This window comes from Aromatoleum sp., assembly GCF_032027225.1.
Lineage (GTDB): Bacteria > Pseudomonadota > Gammaproteobacteria > Burkholderiales > Rhodocyclaceae > Aromatoleum.
This window is the reverse complement of record NZ_JAVSMM010000003.1, coordinates 106,981-127,024: the sequence shown is the minus strand read 5'-3', so window position 1 is coordinate 127,024 and position 20,044 is coordinate 106,981. Positions and strand designations below refer to the sequence as shown.

At 66.5% G+C, this 20,044-nt stretch carries 18 protein-coding genes and 1 tRNA gene; 9 read left to right on the top strand and 10 right to left on the bottom strand.

Going from position 1 to position 20,044, the window contains the following annotated elements:
- Window positions 1–183: 183 nt before the first annotated feature.
- Together ROZ37_RS05400 and ROZ37_RS05395 are read right to left on the bottom strand one after the other, a co-directional pair.
- A complete protein-coding gene (locus ROZ37_RS05400) occupies window positions 184–1,431 on the bottom strand; it encodes a uracil-xanthine permease family protein (RefSeq protein ID WP_312658089.1) in 1,248 nt (415 codons plus the stop codon).
- Window positions 1,432–1,566: 135 nt separating this feature from the next.
- Window positions 1,567–1,656 (bottom strand) — tRNA-Ser (locus ROZ37_RS05395).
- A gap of 161 nt (window positions 1,657–1,817) precedes the next feature.
- Here ROZ37_RS05395 and ROZ37_RS05390 point away from each other — a divergent pair.
- The gene (locus ROZ37_RS05390) at window positions 1,818–2,771 is read left to right on the top strand and encodes a transporter substrate-binding domain-containing protein (RefSeq protein ID WP_312658088.1); all 954 of its coding nucleotides are present in this window, start codon (window positions 1,818–1,820) and stop codon (window positions 2,769–2,771) included.
- Window positions 2,684–3,244 carry a transglycosylase SLT domain-containing protein gene (locus ROZ37_RS05385; RefSeq protein WP_312658316.1) on the top strand — a complete coding sequence of 187 codons (561 nt, stop codon included), beginning with the start codon at window positions 2,684–2,686 and terminating at the stop codon, window positions 3,242–3,244. Before ROZ37_RS05390 ends, ROZ37_RS05385 begins: the two co-directional genes overlap by 88 nt.
- 85 nt (window positions 3,245–3,329) lie before the next feature.
- Here ROZ37_RS05385 and serS read toward each other — a convergent pair whose 3' ends face one another.
- A complete protein-coding gene (serS, locus tag ROZ37_RS05380) occupies window positions 3,330–4,613 on the bottom strand; it encodes a serine--tRNA ligase (protein WP_312658086.1) in 1,284 nt (427 codons plus the stop codon).
- Window positions 4,614–4,867: 254 nt separating this feature from the next.
- Here serS and ROZ37_RS05375 point away from each other — a divergent pair, with 254 nt between their 5' ends.
- Window positions 4,868–5,131, top strand: coding sequence for a hypothetical protein (locus ROZ37_RS05375; protein WP_312658085.1), 264 nt, complete (start codon window positions 4,868–4,870; stop codon window positions 5,129–5,131).
- A 20-nt stretch (window positions 5,132–5,151) separates the two neighbouring features.
- On the opposite strand, the gene ROZ37_RS05370 is transcribed toward ROZ37_RS05375, so the two are convergent.
- The 4 genes from ROZ37_RS05370 to ROZ37_RS05355 form a co-directional block, all read right to left on the bottom strand.
- Window positions 5,152–6,486 (bottom strand): replication-associated recombination protein A, encoded by a 1,335-nt coding sequence (locus ROZ37_RS05370; protein ID WP_312658084.1) that lies wholly within the window; start codon window positions 6,484–6,486, stop codon window positions 5,152–5,154.
- Window positions 6,487–6,496: 10 nt separating this feature from the next.
- A complete protein-coding gene (gene lolA / locus ROZ37_RS05365; protein WP_312658083.1) occupies window positions 6,497–7,141 on the bottom strand; it encodes an outer membrane lipoprotein chaperone LolA in 645 nt (214 codons plus the stop codon).
- On the bottom strand, window positions 7,138–9,426 hold the full coding sequence (locus ROZ37_RS05360; RefSeq protein WP_312658082.1) for a DNA translocase FtsK 4TM domain-containing protein: 2,289 nt from the start codon (window positions 9,424–9,426) through the stop codon (window positions 7,138–7,140). The genes lolA and ROZ37_RS05360 overlap by 4 nt, the downstream gene beginning before the upstream one ends.
- A gap of 125 nt (window positions 9,427–9,551) precedes the next feature.
- Window positions 9,552–10,223 carry a cyclic nucleotide-binding domain-containing protein gene (locus ROZ37_RS05355; RefSeq protein ID WP_312658081.1) on the bottom strand — a complete coding sequence of 224 codons (672 nt, stop codon included), beginning with the start codon at window positions 10,221–10,223 and terminating at the stop codon, window positions 9,552–9,554.
- Between the two features lie 292 nt (window positions 10,224–10,515).
- Here ROZ37_RS05355 and trxB point away from each other — a divergent pair, with 292 nt between their 5' ends.
- Both trxB and ROZ37_RS05345 read left to right on the top strand, forming a co-directional pair.
- The gene (gene trxB, locus ROZ37_RS05350; RefSeq protein ID WP_312658080.1) at window positions 10,516–11,469 is read left to right on the top strand and encodes a thioredoxin-disulfide reductase; all 954 of its coding nucleotides are present in this window, start codon (window positions 10,516–10,518) and stop codon (window positions 11,467–11,469) included.
- 64 nt (window positions 11,470–11,533) lie between these two features.
- On the top strand, window positions 11,534–12,589 hold the full coding sequence (locus tag ROZ37_RS05345; RefSeq protein WP_312658079.1) for a Smr/MutS family protein: 1,056 nt from the start codon (window positions 11,534–11,536) through the stop codon (window positions 12,587–12,589).
- Window positions 12,590–12,647: 58 nt separating this feature from the next.
- Here the strand turns inward: ROZ37_RS05345 and ROZ37_RS05340 are convergent, their stop codons facing one another.
- The gene (locus ROZ37_RS05340) at window positions 12,648–12,986 is read right to left on the bottom strand and encodes a P-II family nitrogen regulator (protein ID WP_312658078.1); all 339 of its coding nucleotides are present in this window, start codon (window positions 12,984–12,986) and stop codon (window positions 12,648–12,650) included.
- A 39-nt stretch (window positions 12,987–13,025) separates the two neighbouring features.
- A complete protein-coding gene (locus tag ROZ37_RS05335; RefSeq protein ID WP_312658077.1) occupies window positions 13,026–14,642 on the bottom strand; it encodes an NAD+ synthase in 1,617 nt (538 codons plus the stop codon).
- A 254-nt stretch (window positions 14,643–14,896) separates the two neighbouring features.
- On the opposite strand from ROZ37_RS05335, the gene ROZ37_RS05330 reads away from it, so the two are divergent.
- Window positions 14,897–16,036: a GNAT family N-acetyltransferase gene (locus tag ROZ37_RS05330; RefSeq protein ID WP_312658076.1), complete on the top strand. Its 1,140-nt coding sequence runs from the start codon at window positions 14,897–14,899 to the stop codon at window positions 16,034–16,036.
- 54 nt (window positions 16,037–16,090) lie between these two features.
- Here ROZ37_RS05330 and ppa read toward each other — a convergent pair whose 3' ends face one another.
- Window positions 16,091–16,618, bottom strand: coding sequence for an inorganic diphosphatase (gene ppa, locus ROZ37_RS05325; RefSeq protein WP_312658075.1), 528 nt, complete (start codon window positions 16,616–16,618; stop codon window positions 16,091–16,093).
- Between the two features lie 375 nt (window positions 16,619–16,993).
- Here ppa and ROZ37_RS05320 point away from each other — a divergent pair, with 375 nt between their 5' ends.
- From ROZ37_RS05320 to ROZ37_RS05310, 3 genes are all read left to right on the top strand, one after another.
- Window positions 16,994–18,280, top strand: a complete 1,287-nt coding sequence (locus ROZ37_RS05320) for an HD domain-containing protein (RefSeq protein ID WP_312658074.1) — start codon at window positions 16,994–16,996, stop codon at window positions 18,278–18,280.
- A 153-nt stretch (window positions 18,281–18,433) separates the two neighbouring features.
- Window positions 18,434–19,042 (top strand): xanthine phosphoribosyltransferase, encoded by a 609-nt coding sequence (locus ROZ37_RS05315; RefSeq protein WP_312658073.1) that lies wholly within the window; start codon window positions 18,434–18,436, stop codon window positions 19,040–19,042.
- Window positions 19,043–19,121: 79 nt separating this feature from the next.
- Window positions 19,122–19,982 carry an HDOD domain-containing protein gene (locus ROZ37_RS05310; RefSeq protein ID WP_312658072.1) on the top strand — a complete coding sequence of 287 codons (861 nt, stop codon included), beginning with the start codon at window positions 19,122–19,124 and terminating at the stop codon, window positions 19,980–19,982.
- Window positions 19,983–20,044: the final 62 nt, after the last annotated feature.

Sequence of the window (20,044 nt, the reverse complement as noted above, 5' to 3'; positions counted from 1 at the left end):
GGCCTTGCCTTGCGATAGTCGGCGAGGCGCATGCGGGAACGCGTTGCGCCAGGAAGCTCAGACCGGGCCTGTCGCCCTCTTCATTTCCCTGACGCTAGAAACGCCGGCGGTCTGCGCACGGAGCGCGCCGGTTTCGCTGCACCGCTGCCGCCCGCGTCGCCCGAGCCGACCGCCCGGGGCGAATCACCCCGCGCCGCGAACTCGCTGCGCTTCCGCTCTCGGCAGAATCAGGTTGAGCAGCACCGCGAGGACGCCGCAGAGGCTGATCCCCTGCAGGCTGAAAGTGCCGATCGTCACGCCGAGACCACCGATGCCGGTCACCAGCGTCACCGACACGATGCACAGGTTGCGCGGGTCCATCAGGTCGACCTTTGCGTCGAGGATGGTTTTCAGGCCGATGCCGGCGATCGAGCCGAACAGCAGCACCATGATCCCGCCCATCGCCGGCATCGGGATCGTCTGCAGAAAGGCGCCGAACTTGCCGACGAAGGCCATCAGGATCGCGAAACACGCGGCCCAGGTCATGATTGCCGGGTTGTAGTTGCGCGTCAGCATCACCGCGCCGGTGACTTCACCGTAGGTTGTCACCGGCGGGCCGCCGAAGAGTCCGACGACATTGACCGCGAGGCCGTCGCCGAGCAGCGTCCGGTGCAGCCCGGGTTTCTCGGTGAAATCCTTGCCGACGACCGAACCGATCGCGAGAATGCCGCCGACGTGCTCGACGATCGGAGCGATCGCGACCGGGATCATGAACAGGATCGCCGCGAGGTTGAACTCCGGCGCGCCGAATTGCGGCATGGCGAGCCACGGCGCGTTCGCAACCTTCGAAAAATCGACGAAGCCGAAGAACAGCGACGCGACGTAACCGACCGCGACGCCGACCAGGATCGGCACCAACTTCAGGAGCCGGCGCGCGCGGATCGCGGTCAGCATCGTCGCGACGAGCGCGATCGTCGCGACGGCGAGCGATTCGCCATACGGCAGCACCTGCTCGCCGCCCGCCTTGCCCGTCGCCATCTCGACGGCGACTTCGGCGAGTCCGAGGCCGATGACCATCACGACCGGCCCGATGACGACCGGCGGCAGCAGACGATGGATGAAATCCACGCCGCGCCATTTCACCAGCGCCGCGGCGATGTAATAGAACAGCGAGGCCGCCGCCAGCGCGCCGAACGTCGCGGGCATCCCCCAGGTCTTGGCCGAATAGATGATCGGCGCGATGAACGCGAACGACGACCCGAGATAGATCGGCACTTCGCGCTTCGTGCAGAACTGGAAGATCAGCGTGCCGATGCCGGCGCCGAGCAGCGCCAGACTCGGATCGAGGCCGGTCAGCAACGGCACGAGTACGGTCGCGCCGAACGCGACGAACAGGATCTGAGCGCCGGACAGCGCCGTCCGCCAGGTCGGGTCGTTGGAATGAAGCTGCATCAGAGGTTCCGGCGACCGCCGTGGGGAACGATTCGGCATCAAAAGAGAAAACCGCCCGCGGCCTGAATCGAGTCGCTTCACATGACTCTGTACCGGGACGGTACGGGCGAAACTTGAAAGATCCGCCCAAAAAAATGGCGGAGAGGGTGGGATTCGAACCCACGGTAGGCTCGCACCTACGCCTGATTTCGAGTCAGGTACATTCGACCACTCTGCCACCTCTCCGCGCCCGCAGGTCTTCCGACTTGCGAGAGGGCGCATTATATCAGCGGTTTTCCAATAAACAACAAGAAACTTCTCTTTTCGCGCGCTCATCGACCGCTGTCGATTGCTCCGCGCCTGCGGCTTCGCGCAAAATCCGCGGGTTTGCCTTGCGGAGACCCTTCTTGCGGCCCGTCCTGCTGATTCTTTTGATGTTCTTCCTCTCGGGTTGCCTGCCCGGCGAGACCCCCAGTCGCATTCGCGACTTCCGTTCACTCGGTGAGCTGAGGATCGCCACCCGGCCCGATGCAATCTCGTACCGCGAGGACGGCGACGGGCAGGCATCGGGGTTCGAATACGACCTGTTGAAGAAACTCGGCGAGCGGCTCGGGGTGCCGGTGCGCTTCGTCGTCTACCCCGACAGCGCGCGCGCGCTCGATGCCGTCGTGCGAGGCGAAGTGCATCTGGCTGCGGCTGCGCTCGCGCGAAACGATCGTCTTCCGCTGAAGTGGTCGGGCCCGTTGCGCGAAGTGGATTACGTCCTTGCCGGACGCGCGGACGGCGCCGAAATCGGCAGGGAAGCCGACCTCGCACGACGCACCGTCAGTGTCCGCCGCGGCTCGCCCGCGGTCGATGAGCTCAACCGCATCCGCAAGCGTCTGCCCGCGCTGGATCTTCATCTTCCGAGCGGGAGCGGAGACGAGGTGCTGCTCGCGGAGCTCGCGCAGGGCAAGCACGACCTCGTCGCGACGGACCGGATACATTACGCGCTGGCCGCCCAGACGGAGCCGTCGCTCGGCATCGCCTACGACCTGCCGCTGAAAGCTTCGATCGCGTGGGCCGTTTCCCTCGACGCGCGCGAACTCGGCAGCGAAGTCGATGCGTTTCTCGACGATGCAAAGGCGAACGAGCTGCTGGCCCGCCTCGGCGACCGCTATTTCGGTCACATCCGCCGGCTCAACGACGCCGACGTGACGACCTTCCTCGGGCGCATACAAGGCCGGCTGCCGCACTACGCCCACACTTCCATGATGCGCAAGCCCAGACGGGGATCGACTGGCGCCTGCTCGCGGCGCTGGCGTACCAGGAATCCCACTGGGATCCGCTCGCGACGTCGCCGACCGGCGTGCGCGGCATGATGATGCTGACGTCCGAGACCGCCGATCGCCTGGGCGTCGCCGACCGCCTCGACGCTCGCGGGAGCATACTCGGCGGCGCCCGCTATTTCTCGATGCTCAGGGACCAGTTGCCCGACGAGATCCCGGAGCCGGACCGAGGCTGGATGACCGCCGCCGCGTATAACCTTGGCATGGGGCACATGAACGGCGCGCGCGCGATCGCCCGTCGGCTTGGCAAGGACGACACGGACTGGTGGGACATGAAGGGGGTACTGCCGCTGCTTTCGAGGCCGGAATACGCGGCGCGGCTCAAGGCGGGCGCGGCGCGGGGCGGCGAAGCGGTGATCATGACCGAGAACATCCGTAACTACTACGGCATCCTCGTCCGCCTCGAAGCGCCCTACTCGCCGCCGCTGCAGCCTTTCCGGCTGAAGCTCGCGAACGACGGAAGCGCAGGAACGAGCGCGAAAATCGCGACCCGCGCCGTCGAATGAACGACCCGCGGGAGCCGGCCGGAACGCGCCAGCCGGTCCTCACCCTCTCCCGCTCGATCGCCCCACGCGCACGGTGGCAGCCAGTTCAGCGCACCGGCTCGAGCACCTCGATGCCGCCCATCCACGGCACGAGCGCCGTCGGCACGACGACCGAGCCGTCCGCCTGCTGGTAGTTCTCGAGCACCGCGACGAGCGTGCGGCCGACCGCGAGGCCGGAGCCGTTCAGCGTGTGCACGAGCTCGTTCTTGCCCTGGGCGCTCTTGAACCGCGCCTGCATCCGGCGCGCCTGGAAAGCGCCGGTGCAGGAGCACGACGAGATCTCGCGATAGGTTTTCTGCGCGGGCAGCCAGACTTCCAGGTCGTAGGTCTTCGCCGCCGAAAAGCCCATGTCGCCGGTGCACAGGACGATCTTGCGATACGGCAGTTCGAGCTTGCGCAGGATCGCCTCCGCATGGCCCGTCAGCTCCTCGAGCGCATCCCAGGAATGGTCAGGATGCTCGATCCGGACCAGCTCGACCTTGTCGAACTGATGCTGGCGGATCATGCCGCGCGTATCGCGGCCGTAGCTGCCGGCCTCCGAGCGGAAGCACGGCGAATGGCTGACGAACTTCAGCGGGAGCACGTCCTGCGCCAGCAGTTCGTTGCGGACGATGTTCGTGATCGGGACTTCGGCGGTCGGGATCAGGTAGAGACGGCCTTCATCCTTCGGCACCGAGAACAGTTCCGCCTCGAACTTCGGCAGCTGGCCGGTCCCGAACATGCTGTCCGCATTGACGAGGTACGGCACGTAGACCTCGGTGTAACCGTGCTCGCGCGTGTGCACGTCGAGCATGAACTGCGCGAGCGCGCGATGCAGCCGGGCGACGCCGCCGCTCATCAGCGCGAAACGCGCGCCGGAGAGCTTGACCGCGGTCTCGAAATCGAGCCCGCCGAGACCGCTGCCGAGATCGACGTGGTCACTCACTTCGAAGTCGAACTCCCGCGGCGTGCCCCAGCGGGAGATCTCGACGTTCGCGGTTTCGTCGCGACCGACCGGCACGCTTTCGTGCGGCAGGTTCGGCAGGCTCGCGACGAGCGTGTTGATGCGTTCGAGCAGCATCGCGAGCGCCTGCTCGTTGCTCTTCAGTTCGTCGCCGATGCCGCCGACCTCGGCCATCACGGCCGATGCGTCCTCGCCTTTCCCCTTGAGCATTCCGATCTGCTTCGACAACGCGTTGCGCCGGGCCTGCAGTTCCTGCGTGCGCGATTGCAGGGTTTTGCGTTCGTTTTCCAGGCTCTGAAAGGCTTCCGGATCGAAATTCGCGCCGCGGCTCGCGAGGGACGCGACCACCGAGTCGAGCTGGTTGCGCAGCAGTTGGATATCAAGCATGAGTATTCCTGAAGATTCAAAGAGAAAGCGGAAGAAGCTGACGCGACGGGTCGACTTCGCGCGCCAAGCGCTTCTAAGGAAAGGGCTTTGCGACCACCGAGCGAACTCCTGCGTCGCACAAGTCTATTAACGTTATCAATCGTTTACGAGTGTTGCATGGGGAAACTTTCCTTGCTTTCGGCGCAACGTATCTTAAGCTTAGTAGGCCATACCGACACCGCAGAGACGGTGAAGCAACACTAGAGGAGATACCAATGCTGTCTATCAGAGATTGCCTCGATTACTGCGATCTGACTGACGACGAAATTGCGCTGTTTGCCGAACATGAGGGCATTCCCGACGCCGCCGCGGCCCAGGTCGTCTGCGGCATGGTCCAGACACCCGAGGGGGTGTTGATGCTGACCAACTACATGCAGGACCTTGTCGCCCGCGCGACCGAGCGCGGCGAGACCGACCGAGCCGAGCGCGCAAAGAGCGCCTGCGCCCGATTCATGGCGGATCACCCGCTGACGCACTGAAAGCACTGAACCCCGGCGCATCAGGGCTTGCCCGAGTCGTTCCCGCGACGGGCAAGCTCGCGCTCGTCAAGTTCGCGCAGATGCTCCAGCTTGGCAGCGATTTTCGCTTCCAGGCCGTAGGGCGTCGGCCGATACCACCCCGGGGGCGCCATGCCGTCCGGCAGATACGACTCGCCGGCGGCGTACGCTTCGGGCTCGTCGTGCGCGTACCGGTACGCCTTGCCATAACCGAGCTCCTTCATCAGCCGCGTCGGTGCGTTGCGCAGGTGAATCGGGACCGGCCGCGAGACGTCGCCGGCGACGTATTTGCGCGCGGCGTTGTAGGCGTTGTACACCGCGTTCGACTTCGCGGCGCAGGCGAGAAATATCGCCGCCTCGGCGAGCGCGAGTTCGCCTTCCGGTGAGCCGAGCCGCTCATAAGTCGCGCAAGCGTTCAACGTGATTTCGAGCGCCCGCGGGTCGGCAAGACCGACGTCCTCGACCGCCATGCGCACCAGGCGGCGCCCCAGATACAGCGCATCCGCGCCGCCGTCGAGCATCCGGCACAACCAGTACAGCGCCGCGTCGGGGTTCGAGCCGCGGATCGACTTGTGCAGCGCCGAGATCTGGTCGTAGAACGCCTCCCCGCCCTTGTCGAAACGCCGCAACTTGCTCGCGAGCGCCTCGTCGACGAACTCCGGCGTCACGGTGCCGACGCCGGCGGTTTCGGCGGCGACCTGGATCTGCTCGATCAGGTTCATCAGCCGGCGCGCGTCGCCGTCGGCGAATCCGATCATCCGTTCGCGGGCCGTTTCCGCGAACGCGAGATCAGGGCAGCACATGCCGAGCGCCCGCTCGAAAAGTTCGCCGAGCGCCTCGTCGTCGAGCGGCTCGAGCACGTAGACCGCGGCCCGCGACAGCAACGCCGAATTGACCTCGAACGACGGGTTCTCGGTCGTCGCACCGATCAGCGTGACGAGGCCCTGCTCCACGTACGGCAGAAACGCGTCCTGCTGCGTCTTGTTGAAACGATGGACTTCGTCGACGAACAGGATGGTGTGCCGTCCGCGCGCTTTCTCGGCCTGTGCCTGCGCGACGGCCTCGCGGATGTCCTTGACGCCGGAGAACACCGCCGACAGCGCGATGAACTCCGCGTCGAATGCCTGCGCCATCAGCCGCGCGAGCGTCGTCTTGCCGACGCCGGGCGGCCCCCACAGGATCATCGAGTGCAGCTTGCCCGACTCGAACGCGAGCCTCAGCGGCTTGCCGGGACCGAGCAGGTGGCGCTGGCCGGCGACCTCGTCGAGCGTGCGCGGACGCATCCGCTCGGCGAGCGGCACGCGTGGCGGTTCGACGGAATCGAAGAGATCGGCCATCCGCGTCGCGTCACTCGCCGATCACGTCGGCGCCGGGCGGCGGCAGGAAGCGGAACAGCGACGGATCCGGCCGCGCGTTCGCGACGAGCGACGTGAACACGATCAGCGTCGTCTGGCCGAAGTTGTCCTGCAGCTCCATGCGCTTCAACTGTCCGCCGGCGAGGCCCAAGCGGATCGACGCGAAACTCGTTTCCGCCAGCTTCGGCGTCGCAAGCACCCAATCGAAGCCGCCGCTCGAACCGGCTTCCTTCAACTCGAAATCCCGGTCGAGATCGCCCGAGCCGGCGAGAATCGCCGCCGGCGTGCTGCCGAGCGCGTCACCGAGCCGCTTCACCGTCACCTGGTTGAGATCGCGGTCCCACGACCACAGCTTGTCGCCGTCGCTGACGAGGAGCTGTGCGTACGGCTTGTCGTAGCTCCAGCGGAATTTTCCCGGCCGCGAGAAAACGAAGGTCCCGCTCGCTTGCTGCGGCTTGCGGCCGGACGCCGAGGTCACGGTCTGCTCGAAATCGCCCTGCGCACTCTTCGCGTGGTCGACGAACTGCCGCAGCTGCGCGACACCGCTCGCCGCCACCGCGAGACCCGAAGTCGCCGCGAGCAGCGCGACGACCAACAGCCGCGACGCAAACGCGGCACGTGATTTGAACTGGCTCAATCGCCCTCCTTCACCGGCACGATGACTTCACGGTTGCCGTTGCTGCCCATCGCCGAGACGAGCCCGGCGCGCTCCATCTGTTCGATCAGCCTCGCGGCGCGGTTGTAGCCGATACGCAGGTGCCGCTGCACGAGCGAAATCGACGGCCGGCGCGTCTTGACGACGATTTCAACGGCCTGGTCGTACAAAGGATCGGCCTCGCCGTCGCCACCGTCGCCGCCCCCGAGCGCCGCCTCGACGTCCTCCTCCGGCGCCGACAGGATGCCTTCGACGTAGTCCGCCGGGCCGCTGCGCTTGAGGTGATCGACGACCTTGTGCACCTCATCGTCGGCGACGAAGGCTCCATGCACGCGGACGGGAAGCCCGGTGCCCGGCGCGAGGTACAGCATGTCGCCCATGCCGAGCAGCGCCTCGGCGCCCATCTGGTCGAGAATCGTGCGCGAGTCGATCTTGCTCGACACCTGGAACGCGATCCGCGTCGGCACGTTCGCCTTGATCAGGCCGGTGATGACGTCGACCGACGGCCGCTGCGTCGCGAGGATCAGGTGGATACCCGCCGCACGCGCCTTCTGCGCGAGCCGCGCGATCAGCTCCTCGACCTTCTTGCCGACGACCATCATCATGTCGGCGAGCTCGTCGACGATCACGACGATGTGCGGCAAATGCTCGAGCGGCTCGGGGTTGTCCGGGTTGATCGCGAACGGGTTCGTCAGCGGCTTCTCGGTTTTGGCGGCGTCGGCGACGGCCTTGTTGAAGCCGGCGAGGTTCCTCACGCCGACCGCAGCCATCAGCTTGTAGCGTTTGTCCATCTCGACGACGCACCAGTTCAGCGCGTTCGCCGCGTGCTTCATGTCGGTCACGACCGGTGCGAGCAGGTGCGGGATGCCCTCGTAGATCGAGAGCTCCAGCATCTTCGGGTCGACCATGATCAGCCGCACCTTCTCCGGCTCGGACTTGTAGAGCAGCGACAGGATCATCGCGTTGATGCCGACCGACTTGCCGGAACCGGTCGTGCCGGCGACGAGGAGATGCGGCATCTTCGCGAGGTCGGCGACGACCGGCTGCCCGCCGATGTCCTTGCCCAGCGCGACCGTCAGCGCAGAGTGCATGTCGTGGTAGGCCTTCGAGCCCAGGATCTCGGACAGCCGCACGGTCTGACGCTTCGCGTTCGGCAGTTCGAGCGCCATGCACGACTTGCCGGGCACGGTCTCGACGACGCGGATCGACACCAGCGACAGCGCCCGCGCGAGGTCCTTCGCGAGGTTCACGACCTGGCTGCCCTTGACGCCGGTCGCCGGCTCGATCTCGTAACGCGTGACGACCGGGCCGGGGTAGGCCGCGAGCACCTTGACCTCGACGCCGAACTCGCCGAGCTTCGTTTCGATCAGCCTCGACGTGAATTCCAGCGACTCGGCGGACGGCGGCTCGACGTCGCCGGACGGCTGGTCGAGCAGCGACAGCGGCGGAATCGCGCCCCCGGGAAGGTCGACGAACAGCGGCTGCTGGCGCTCCTTTTCGATGCGCGGCGACTTCGGCACGTCGGCCGCAATCGGCTCTATGCGCAGCGGCGCGGCCGGTGCCGCCTCGGTCTTGCGGCGTTTCGTCTCGACCACCGCCTCACGCTTCTGCGCGACCTGCTGGCCGGCCTTGCGGTCGCGCCAGCCGCCGAAAGCGTTCTGCGTCGCGACCCACGCCCGCTCGACGGACAGCCCGATCTGCTCGATCACCGACAGCCACGAAATCCCCGAGAACAGGCTCAAGCCCGACGCGAAGAGCGCGAGCAGCAGCAGCGTCCCGCCTGTGAACCCGAGGTAACGCTGCACGATCAGCCCGAGCTCGAGCCCGACGAGGCCGCCGGGTGCGAGCGGAATGCTCGCGCCGTGGGAATGGAAGCGCAGAGATTCGAGCGCGCTGCTCGCGAGCAGCACGACGAAGAAACCCGTCAGCACGATGAAGAACGAGCGCTTGTCGAGTTGCACCTGATTGCGCAGCCGGCGGAAGCCCCAGACCAGACCGTAGCCGAGGAAGACGACCCACCACCATGCCGACACGCCGAACAGATAGAACAGCAGGTCGGCGAGCCACGCGCCGAAGCGGCCGCCGGGGTTCGAGATCCGCGCGACTTCCGCGGCGTGCGACCACCCCGGGTCGGCCTTGCTGTAGCCGAGCAGGACGAGGCCGACGTACAGCGACATCACCCCGAGAATCAGCCAGCGGGCTTCCTGCAGCAGCAGCGAGATCTTTTCCGGAAGAGGCTGGGAACGGTGCGACAAACGGGACGACATCGGGAGCGGCGAAAATCCGGGAGAAAAAAGCGTGCGGAATTATAAGTGACGGCCGGTCCGGCCGCGGCGACTATTGCCCGAGCGTCGGTCCCTCGGGCGAACGCGGCAGCAGATGCCGCCCGCGCTCAAAGTTCCTGCAGGCGCTCGCGCAGCACGATGCCGCGCGCGGTCTCCTCGATCAGGCCCTGCGCCCCGAGATCCTTCATCACCCGGCTGACCATCTCGCGCGACGCGCCGATCATCTTCGCGATGTCCTGCTTCGTGATCTTGCGCACGACGACGGTCTCGCCTTGCACGTCCTCCGACATTTCGAGCAGCAGGCGCGCGACGCGCCCGTAGACGTCCATCAGCGCGAGGCTCTCGATCTTGCGGTCGGCATTGCGCAGCCGGTCCGCGAGATTGCACATGATCCGCCACGCGACTTCGAAGTTGTCGTGCATGATCGTGCGGAAGTCCTGCTTCGCGATCATCACGAGGTCGGACGGCATCACCGCGATCACCGACGCCGACCGCGGCTGCTCGCCGAACATGCCCATCTCGCCGAAGAGTTCGCCCTGACCGAGGATGCTCAGGATGACTTCGCGCCCATCCTCGTCGCTGACGACGACCTTGAGGCTGCCGGTCAGCACGAAATACACATAATCGGTCCGCTCGCCCGCGTGCATCACGCTCTGGCCGCGCGGGACGCGGCGCATCATCGCCGAACGCGCGACCGCCGCGAGCGTGTCGTCGGACAGACCGTGGAAAAGCGGAAAGGTCCTCAAGGCAGTTGTCGAAACGGCATTGGACTGCGTCATCTCATCTCCGGGGCGGCAGGCCGACGTCGATCCAGAAGTCGGAAATTTTGTCGACGAATAACCGCACGAAGTATAGACGAATATCTCCCGCGACCGCCCCGGGTGGGCGTCGGCACGACGATTGCGCGACCCTGGCGCGTCAGGTGCGGCTTGCGTGTACGTGCAACGAGGATCGTACCGGATTCGAGGCGGGAGCATTTTCGATTGTTTCACGCTATCGCCACCATTGGGCCGGAGCCGGATGCCGCTCGGCTATAATTCGCCAATCGCCAACCAGATAGAAGACCAAGCCATGACGACGAAGCACGCCCGCCTGCTCATTCTCGGTTCCGGTCCCGCCGGCTACACCGCCGCGGTGTATGCCGCGCGCGCGAACCTGAGCCCGGTCCTGATCACCGGTCTGGCGCAGGGTGGTCAGCTGATGACCACGACCGATGTCGACAACTGGCCCGCCGACGCCGAAGGCGTGATGGGTCCCGATCTGATGGCCCGCTTCCAGAAGCACGCCGAGCGCTTCAACACCGAGATGATCTTCGATCACATCCACACGGTGAAGCTCGGCGAAAAGCCGATGCGGCTGATCGGTGACGCCGGCGAATACACCTGCGACGCCCTGATCATCGCGACCGGCGCGACGGCCAAATATCTTGGCCTCCCGTCCGAAGAGAAATTCTCCGGCCGCGGCGTGTCGGCCTGCGCGACGTGCGACGGATTCTTCTACAAGAACCAGGACGTCGCCGTGGTGGGCGGCGGCAACACCGCCGTCGAGGAAGCGCTGTATCTCGCGAACATCGCGAAGAAGGTCACGGTCGTGCACCGCCGCGAAAAATTCCGCGCCGAAAAGATCCTCATCGACAAGATGATGGAAAAGGTCGCGGCCGGAAAGATCGAACTCGCGCTCAATTCGACGCTCGACGAAGTGCTCGGCGACAACAGCGGCGTGACCGGGATGCGGGTCAAGGATGCGAACACCGGCGCGACGCGCGACGTCACGCTGCAGGGCGTGTTCATCGCGATCGGCCACAAACCCAACACCGACATCTTCGAAGGCCAGCTCGAAATGGAAGGCGGCTACATCATCACGAAGGGCGGCCGCGAAGGCGAGGCGACGGCGACGAGCGTGCCCGGCGTCTTCGCCGCCGGCGACGTCCAGGACCATATCTACCGCCAGGCGGTGACCTCGGCCGGAACCGGCTGCATGGCGGCGCTCGACGCCGAGCGTTACCTCGACGCGCTGGGCGGCTGAGGACGAAATGACCCGGCCGCCCCGCCCTGCAAAGGAGAAAACGGCGGGCCGGCCGGAACGTCGGTTGAACGCGCTCGGCGAGCTTGCGGCGCTGCGCGGCGAGCTGAAGCAAGCGCGACGGGAAACGGGTGCGAAACCGGCAACGACGCCCCCCAGATCGGCATCGGTTCGTTCGCCGACAGCGGGCGGGGCGGACGATCGCGCGACGAAAACCTCCGGCCTCGCCGCGTTGCCCGGCAACGAGCCGGCGCTGTTCCGCAACGAAGTCCGCGACGTGATGCCGCTGCCGGACGCGAAGCGCCGCGCCGAGCTCGCCACACCGAAGCCGGAACCGATCCCGCGGCCCCGCGCGGCCGAACCCGAGGACGAATCCAGGGAGGTGCGCCCGGTCAAGCGCGAGCCGCAGGACGACCGCGCACTCTTCCGCTTCGCGATCGGCGACGTGACGCCGCTGAAACGCAACGACCGCGCGGAGGTCCCGCTCGCCCCCCGCTCCGCCTATCCGCTGCACTTGCGCGACAGACTGGAAACCGGCGAGGACGAAGCCGGGAAGCTGCTGCTACCGCCCGACGCGGACCTCGCGGACCCGGCCGAGCTTTTCCGGCACGCGGCGCGCGGGGCGCAGCCGGTCGACACGCGCAATCGCGCCGAGCTGGACCCTCCTGCGCCGCGCCCCGAGCCGGTTCAACACCGTGAAGACGAGCAGGCCGCGTTGCGCGAGTCGCTGGAAGCGCCGATGAGCCTCGAAGACCGGCTCGAGATGGGGGACGAGGCGATCTTCCTGCGCCCCGGACTGCCCCGCCGCGTGCTGACCGACCTGCGGCGCGGCCGATGGGTCCTGCAGGGCGAAGTCGACCTGCACGGCTACAACCGCGAGGAAGCGCGCGAGGCGCTCGCACAGTTCCTTTCCGCGAGCCTGCAGCAGGGCAAGCGCTGCGTCAGGGTGATCCACGGCAAGGGACTGGGTTCGCCCGGCAAACTGTCGATCCTGAAACAGCTGTCGCGAGGGTGGCTCGCGCAGCGGGAGGAAATCCTCGCGTTCTGTCAGGCCGGTCCGTACGAAGGCGGCTCGGGCGCGCTGCTGGTGCTGCTGCGCGCCGGAAATCCGACGCGGGATTGACGAAGCCGGCGCGTCCGGCGAGGGGCGAGCGCCGCGCCCACGCGCGGCGCCCAAAAAATCAGATCGCAGCTTCGTCGGTCTCGCCGGTGCGGATGCGCACGACCTGCTCGACCGCGCTGACGAAGATCTTGCCGTCGCCAATCTTGCCGGTGCGCGCCGCCTTGATGATCGCCTCGACGGCCTGATCGACGAGGTCGTCGCCGATGACGATCTCGACCTTGATCTTCGGCAGAAAATCGACGACGTACTCGGCCCCGCGGTACAACTCCGTATGCCCCTTCTGGCGGCCGAAGCCCTTGACCTCGATCACGGTGAGGCCGGCGATCCCGACCTCGGACAGCGCCTCGCGCACCTCGTCGAGCTTGAACGGCTTGATGACGGCTTCGATCTTCTTCATGGAATTCTCCTCGTGGAACGCGGCAACGTATCGCGCCGTTCAGTATTCATCCTGATAGCGGGATGTTATCGGATAACGCCAATCGCGGCCGAACCCGCGCTTCGTCACGCGAATGCCGACCGGAGACTGGCGGCGCTTGTATTCGTTGCGCTTCAGCATCGCCACGGTGCGGCGGACTTCCGCCTCGGGGAAACCGCGGGCGATGATCTGCCGCGGCGACTCGTCGCGCTCCATGTACGCTTCGATGATCGCGTCGAGCACGTCGTACGGCGGCAGCGAATCCTGGTCCGTCTGGTCGGGCTTCAGCTCGGCCGACGGCGGTCGCGTGATGATGTTCTCCGGCATCACCGGGCTGACGGTATTGCGCCAGCGCGACAGCCGGAACACGAAGGTCTTATAGAGGTCCTTCAGCACCGCGAAACCACCGGCCATGTCGCCGTACAGTGTCGCGTAACCGGTCGCCATCTCGCTCTTGTTGCCGGTCGTCAGCACGATCGCGCCGGTCTTGTTCGACAGCGCCATCAGGATCATGCCGCGGATGCGGCTTTGCAGGTTCTCCTCGGTCGTGTCCGCCGGCAGGCCGGCGAATTGCGGCGCGAGCAGGTCCGCGAAGGTCGCCATCGCCGGTTCGATCGGAATCTCGTCGTAGCGGATGCCGAGGTTCTCGACGAGCGCCCGCGAATCGTCGAGGCTCATCTGCGCGGTGTACGGCGACGGCATCATCACCGCCCGGACCCGCTCCGCGCCCAACGCATCGACGGCAATGCACAGCGTCAGCGCGGAATCGATACCGCCCGAAAGCCCGATGATCGCGCCCGGGAAGCCGTTCTTGCCGACGTAGTCGCGCACGCCCGTCTTCAGCGCTTCATAGACCTCCTCCTCGATCGGCCGCGCTTCGACGATTTCGGCCGGCTCCCAGCGGCCGTCGCGGAAACGCACGATGTCGACGCGCTCCTCGAAGGCGGCGGATTGGTAAGCGATCGTGCCGTCGGCATTCAGCGCGAACGACGCGCCGTCGAAAACCAGCTCGTCCTGCCCGCCGACCATGTTGCAATAGACGACCGGGAGCCTGGTATCGGCGACGCGGCCGCGCAGGACTTCGTAGCGGCGCTCGAGCTTGTTCATGTGATACGGCGACGCGTTCAGGCCGAGCAGCAGCTGCGCGCCGTCCGCACGCGCGAGCTCGGCCGGGCCGGACTCCCACAGGTCCGCGCAGATATTCACGCCGAGCTTCACGCCGTTGAGCTCGAACACGCAGGCCGCGAGGCCGTGGTCGAAATACCGCTCCTCGTCGAACACCTCGTAGTTCGGTAGAAGATGCTTGTGATAAGTCGCGACGACTTCCCCGTCGCGAATCACCGATGCGGCGTTGTAACGCCAGTCGCGCCGCTCCTCGGGGTGACCGAGCACGAGCGTGATCCCCTGCGTGTGCGCGGCAATGCGCGAGACTTCACGCGCGCAGGCGCGGTAGAAATCCGGCCGCAGCAGCAGGTCTTCGGGCGGATAGCCCGAAAGCGCGAGCTCGGGCGTCAGCAGCAGGTCGGCGCCGGCCGAGCGCGCCTGGTCGAGGGCGCGGATGATCCGGTCCGCATTGGCGGTGAGGTCGCCCACGGTGAAATTCAGCTGGGCGACGGCGATAGCGAGCGATTTGTCCATGGGCGCAACTATACCGCTTGGCGCGGGACCGCAGCGGAGCGGCCGTTCGCGCGATTCACCCACATTGGCCGTGGGAAAAGCTGTGGATAAGACGTGAGCAAGGCGCGCACATGGCCTCCCCGCAAGGGAGATGCAGCCCTGCCCAAAATTTGGGCAGATGACGATCGACGCAGCGGCAAAGTGACGCACCAGGCTGACCTACAACCGCGAACCGCGGAAAATGGGGGTTCATTCGCCCACTTTCCGGATTGCCGATGAGTTCTTACCAACTTCGCCTGGTCGGCGACCTGTCCTCGATCGATGCCGTCGAATGGGACGCGCTCGGCTCCGGCCAGGCGCCGCTGTCCCATGCGTATCTCGCGGCGCTCGAAGCGGCCGGCTGCGTCGGCCCGGAGACCGGCTGGGAGCCGTGCCACGCGACACTCCGCAACGCCGGCGCGCTCGTCGCCGCGATGCCGCTCTATGAAAAGAGCCACTCGTACGGCGAATATGTTTTCGACTGGGCCTGGGCCGAAGCCTATGCACGCCACGGCCTCGCCTACTATCCGAAATGGCTCGCGGCCGTCCCCTTCACGCCGATTCCCGGCGCGCGCGTGCTCGGCCGCGACGCGGCGGCGCGGCAGGCCTTGCTCTCCGCTGTCGTCGCGATGGCCGAGGAGAGCGGGCTGTCGTCGCTGCACGTGCTTTTTCCGAACGACACCGAAACCGGATGGATGCGGGACGCGGGGCTCCTGGTCCGCCAGGGCGTGCAGTTCCACTGGCTGAACGCGGGCTATCGCGACTTCGACGGCTTCCTCGCGAGCCTGACCCACGACAAGCGCAAGAAGATTCGCCAGGAGCGGCGCCGCGCCGCGGCGCATGGCCTCACGTATCGGTGGCTCGACGGCACGACGGCAACCGGGGCCGACTGGGCCTTCTTCCACCGCTGCTATGCCTCGACCTACGCGCTGCACCGCTCGACGCCGTATCTCAATCTCGCGTTCTTCGTCGAGCTCGCACGGCGGGCGCCGGACGGCGTCCGCCTGCTGCTGGCAGTACGCGACGGCTCTCCGGTCGCGGGCGCGTTCTTTCTCTGCGATCGCAGTGCGCTATACGGTCGCTACTGGGGGGCGGTCGAGCATCTTCCGTTTCTGCACTTCGAGCTCTGCTACTACCAGGCGATCGACTACTGCATCGCCAGCGGGCTCGCGCGTTTCGAGGGCGGCGCGCAAGGCGAGCACAAGCTCGCCCGCGGGCTGCAGCCGGTCGTCACGCATTCGGCGCACTGGATCCGCGACCCGCGCTTCCGCGACGCGGTGGATCATTTTCTCGCGCGCGAGCGGGCCGGAATGGACTTCTACCTCGACGAACTTGCCGACCGCTCGCCGTTCCGCACCGCGTCGCCGGACAGCTGAAACGACAACGGCCCGCACGTGGCGGGCCGTTGTCGTCATTGCGGGATCGCGAACTTACTTCGCGGCGGCCTTCAAGCCGTCGAGGATTTCCTGCTTCGCGTCGTCGACGGTGCCCCAGCCGGTCACCTTGACCCACTTGCCCGGCTCGAGGTCCTTGTAGTGCTCGAAGAAGTGCACGGTCTGCTTCATCAGCAGCTCCGGCAGGTCGTCGATCGTCTGGACCTTGTCGTACATCGGGGTGAGCTTCGAGACCGGCACGGCGACGACCTTCGCGTCGATGCCCGACTCGTCTTCCATCTTCAGCACGCCGACCGGACGGCAGCGGATCACGACGCCGGGCAGCAGCGGGAACGGGGTCACGACCAGCACGTCGACCGGGTCACCGTCGCCGGCGATCGTGTGCGGCACGTAGCCGTAGTTGATCGGGTAGCGCATCGACGTGCCCATGAAGCGATCGACGAAAACCGCGCCGCTGTCCTTGTCCACTTCGAACTTGATCGGATCGGCCTGCGCCGGGATCTCGATGATGACGTTGATGTCGTTCGGCACGTCCTTGCCGGCCTTCACGAGGTCGAAACCCATAATTCCCTCTCCCTTGGAAAAAGTGGCGCGAATTATAAGTGGAAAGATGATCCGCCAGCGATCGCGATAAAACGTCGCAACATCTGCGGAAGTCCGGGCACGCTCGACCCACGACAGCGGCATTGCCCTCCCGCCGCCCGGCGATGACGTATGGGAACACGACGGGCGGGGACGACCATCCGCTTTGCATGCCATAAGGGGCGCCGCCGGCGTGACGGGGAGCACGGGTAGGCTCGTGCAACGGTGATAGCATCACGCGGACTCGCTCCAACGGTGCGCGATTCGCCCGATCGGGCGGGCGCCGGCAGTTCGAGACGGGGCGGCGAGTGCGATGCACACGACGGTCCGCCAGAGAGAATCCTCCAGCCGCTCATCATGCTATTCAATTCAGTCAACCAGCACTGCCTGAACAGTATCGTCCGTCTCGCCGAAACCCGTACGGTCGAAGCGGCCGAGGACATTTTCGACGAGCGCGGCACGAAGTTGTGGGCGAAGGGCAAGCCCGTCCCTGCCGACCTTCAGGAGAAGCTGCTGCGACGCAAGCTCGCGAAGCCGCTCGAGGCAACGCTCGCCGTCGAAGGCGCGGTTGGGTTCCCGGACATCATCGACGCGTGCCGGACCCATCTCGAACAGAACCCGCTGTTCGGCCGCCTCGTCGATCGCGACGCGCTCGGCCTGCTGATCGGCCTCCGCAACACGCCCCTACCCCAGCCGCTGCGCCTGCTGCTGACGACCGCGCACGCGAACGGCAGCCGCAGCTACCACCATTCGCTGTCGACGATGCTCGTCTGCGCGGGAATCGCGTCCCGGCTCGACGCCGGCGAGCTCGACGCGCAGCACCTGCTGATGGCCGCGCTGCTGCATGACCTGGGCGAGATGTACATCAATCCCGACTACCTGCAAGGCGACCGGCGCCTGCAGCCGCACGAATGGAAGCACGTCGCGAGCCATCCGCGCGTCGGCCAGTTGCTGATCCAGGAACTGACGACCCTTCCGGCCGCGGTCGGCCTGTGCGTCGCGCATCACCACGAGCGCTTCGACGGCAGCGGGTATCCGAACCAGCTCGAACGGAGCAAGCACCATCGGCTCGGCGGCTGGCTAGCGGTCGCGGATTCGGTCAGTGCGATCCTCACGCGCGGCGATTGCGGCGCGCCGCTGCGGGCAGCGCTGGCGCTGCGCATCGTCCCCGAAGAATTCGACCGGGATGCGGTCGCCGTGGTGACGCAGGCGCTGCGCAAGAACGACGACCACTTCGACGGACAGGATGACTGCGGCTGTTTCGACAGGATCGCCGCCACCTGCGCTCAGCTGCAGGTCGCGACCGAGCGCGCCCGCTCACTTCAGGCGGCACCCGATCCGGTCGTCCGCCAGGCTTCCGCCTTCGCGCTGGCGCAGTTGCAGAACCTCAACAAGTCGCTGCGGGCGACGGGTGCGATCGAAGCGGGCGCGCTCGGAAAGGACGCGTTCGAGCCCGAACTGGTCGCGGAAGTCTGCCTGATCGTCAAGGAAGTCGACTGGCGGATGCGCAACCTCGCCCGCAACCTGCACTTGCGCGCCGAAGCGAAGGCGGAGGCGGAGGCCGATCCGTTGCCTCATCTCGCGCCGCTGATCGAAGCGCTCGACGGCCACCCCGAGCCGGTCGTCCCGGCCCGCACCGGCTGAACTCGCGCTGTCCACGGCAGCGCAAGGTCGCGAACCCGGACCGGCGCGCCGACCGCGCGAAGACGCCGTATTGCCGTCACATCGCCGGTTTCCGCTGGGCTAGAATGCGCGCCACCGCCCCCGTCGAGGGGGCCGATTCGTCTACGGACCCTCATGTACAACACGCCTTCCGAACTCAACGCCGCTTTTCCTCCGCTCGTCCACCGCATCGAAACCGAAGCGACGATCATCGGCGACCAGATCCTGAAGATCGATCACTTCCTCAATCACCGCATCGAACCGGCCTTCATCGCCGAACTCGGCCGCGAACTGGCGCGCCGCCTGTCCGCGTACCAGCCGACGCTGATCCTGACCGCCGAGGCGAGCGGCATCGCGCCGGGACTCGCGGTCGCGCAGGCCCTCAACGTGCCGCTGGTGTTCGCGAAGAAATACGCGCCGCAGGTCGAATCGCCCGCGCTGTCGCGCATCATTCCGTCGCCGACGAAGGGCGGCGACACGAAGCTCGTCCTGTCGCAGCGCTACATCCCGCAGGGAAGCCGCGTCGTCGTCATCGACGACTTCCTGTCGAACGGCCGCACCGCGCACGCGCTGGTCGAAATGGCGCGCGAAGCGGGCGCGGAAGTGCTCGGAGCGGGCTTCATCGTCGAGAAGCGCTTCAAGAAGGGCCACGAATTGATGGAACAGCTCGGCGTGCCGGTCGCGACGCTGGCGCAGATCGAGAAGCTCGAAAACGGCAAGGCCATCCTGGCGCACAACGACTGATCGACCGGGGGGAGCCATGCGTCCTCCGGCGCTTCGGGCAGCGCTAAACTCCTTCAAGACGGATCCAGCGGGGACAGACATGCACGACTTCGAAGCTCAGGTTCGCACATTCGGCGAACGCATCGAGCAGGAACTCGACAAGGGCCAGCTCAGCTTCCCGACGTCGCTCGACGTATCGTTGCGGATCAAGCGCCTCGCCGACAGTTCGGCCTCGACGCTCGACGAGATCGCGAACGTCGTCAAGGCCGAGCCCGTCCTCGCAGCGAAAGTCGTCCGCATGGCCAACGCGGTCGCGCTGAATCCCTATGGCGCGCCGACGACGAACGTGCAGGACGCGGTCGGACGGATCGGGCTGTCGGCGCTGCGTTGCCTCGCGTTCGCGGTCGCAGCCGAGCAGCTCGCCGCCGACCATCGTTCGCGGAACCTGCGCCTGATCGCGTCGGGCCTGTGGATGCATTCGGTCGATGTCGCCGCGTGGGCCTACGCGCTCGCGCGGCAGCTGAAAGTCGTCAATCCGGACACCGCGATGTTCAGCGGCATGATGATCGACATCGGCCAGTTTTTCCTCGTCGCGCGCGCCGCCGATTACCCGGCGCTCGAGAGCAACCTCGACCGCTTCGCCGAATTCATATCGACGTGGAGCGAGCCGGTCGCCCGAACGGTTCTGGAAGTCTTCGAGCTCCCCGACATCATTCTCGACGCGTTCGACTACGACAACCCGTACGGCGGCGCCTGGCCTCCGGCGACGCTCGCCGACCTCGTCTTCATCGCATCGCTGGCCGCCGACACTCCGAATCCGTTCGAAACGCTGCGCGGCATACAGCGCCGACCGGCGCTGCTCGACACGTCGACGATCGGCGCGGAGCGGTCCGAGATGGTCGCGGTGCTCGAGCGCGCGAAGATCGAGCGGCAGCACGTGCTGGCCGCGGTCTGCGGCTGACCCGGCACGCGGCGCGCTTTTTCGCGTCCGCCGTGATCTGTCCCTCCTGCCCGTGCAGACGT

What these genes read in the sequence shown, in the direction of transcription:
- ppa (WP_312658075.1), bottom strand. Translation starts at nt 16,618, where the DNA reads ATGGGTTTCGACCTCGTGAAGGCCGGCAAGGACGTGCCGAACGACATC.
- trxB (WP_312658080.1), top strand. Translation starts at nt 10,516, where the DNA reads ATGACGACGAAGCACGCCCGCCTGCTCATTCTCGGTTCCGGTCCCGCC.
- ROZ37_RS05375 (WP_312658085.1), top strand. Translation starts at nt 4,868, where the DNA reads ATGCTGTCTATCAGAGATTGCCTCGATTACTGCGATCTGACTGACGAC.
- ROZ37_RS05340 (WP_312658078.1), bottom strand. Translation starts at nt 12,986, where the DNA reads ATGAAGAAGATCGAAGCCGTCATCAAGCCGTTCAAGCTCGACGAGGTG.
- ROZ37_RS05320 (WP_312658074.1), top strand. Translation starts at nt 16,994, where the DNA reads ATGCTATTCAATTCAGTCAACCAGCACTGCCTGAACAGTATCGTCCGT.
- ROZ37_RS05370 (WP_312658084.1), bottom strand. Translation starts at nt 6,486, where the DNA reads ATGGCCGATCTCTTCGATTCCGTCGAACCGCCACGCGTGCCGCTCGCC.
- ROZ37_RS05310 (WP_312658072.1), top strand. Translation starts at nt 19,122, where the DNA reads ATGCACGACTTCGAAGCTCAGGTTCGCACATTCGGCGAACGCATCGAG.
- ROZ37_RS05400 (WP_312658089.1), bottom strand. Translation starts at nt 1,431, where the DNA reads ATGCAGCTTCATTCCAACGACCCGACCTGGCGGACGGCGCTGTCCGGC.
- serS (WP_312658086.1), bottom strand. Translation starts at nt 4,613, where the DNA reads ATGCTTGATATCCAACTGCTGCGCAACCAGCTCGACTCGGTGGTCGCG.
- ROZ37_RS05360 (WP_312658082.1), bottom strand. Translation starts at nt 9,426, where the DNA reads ATGTCGTCCCGTTTGTCGCACCGTTCCCAGCCTCTTCCGGAAAAGATC.
- ROZ37_RS05330 (WP_312658076.1), top strand. Translation starts at nt 14,897, where the DNA reads ATGAGTTCTTACCAACTTCGCCTGGTCGGCGACCTGTCCTCGATCGAT.
- ROZ37_RS05335 (WP_312658077.1), bottom strand. Translation starts at nt 14,642, where the DNA reads ATGGACAAATCGCTCGCTATCGCCGTCGCCCAGCTGAATTTCACCGTG.
- ROZ37_RS05315 (WP_312658073.1), top strand. Translation starts at nt 18,434, where the DNA reads ATGTACAACACGCCTTCCGAACTCAACGCCGCTTTTCCTCCGCTCGTC.
- ROZ37_RS05355 (WP_312658081.1), bottom strand. Translation starts at nt 10,223, where the DNA reads ATGACGCAGTCCAATGCCGTTTCGACAACTGCCTTGAGGACCTTTCCG.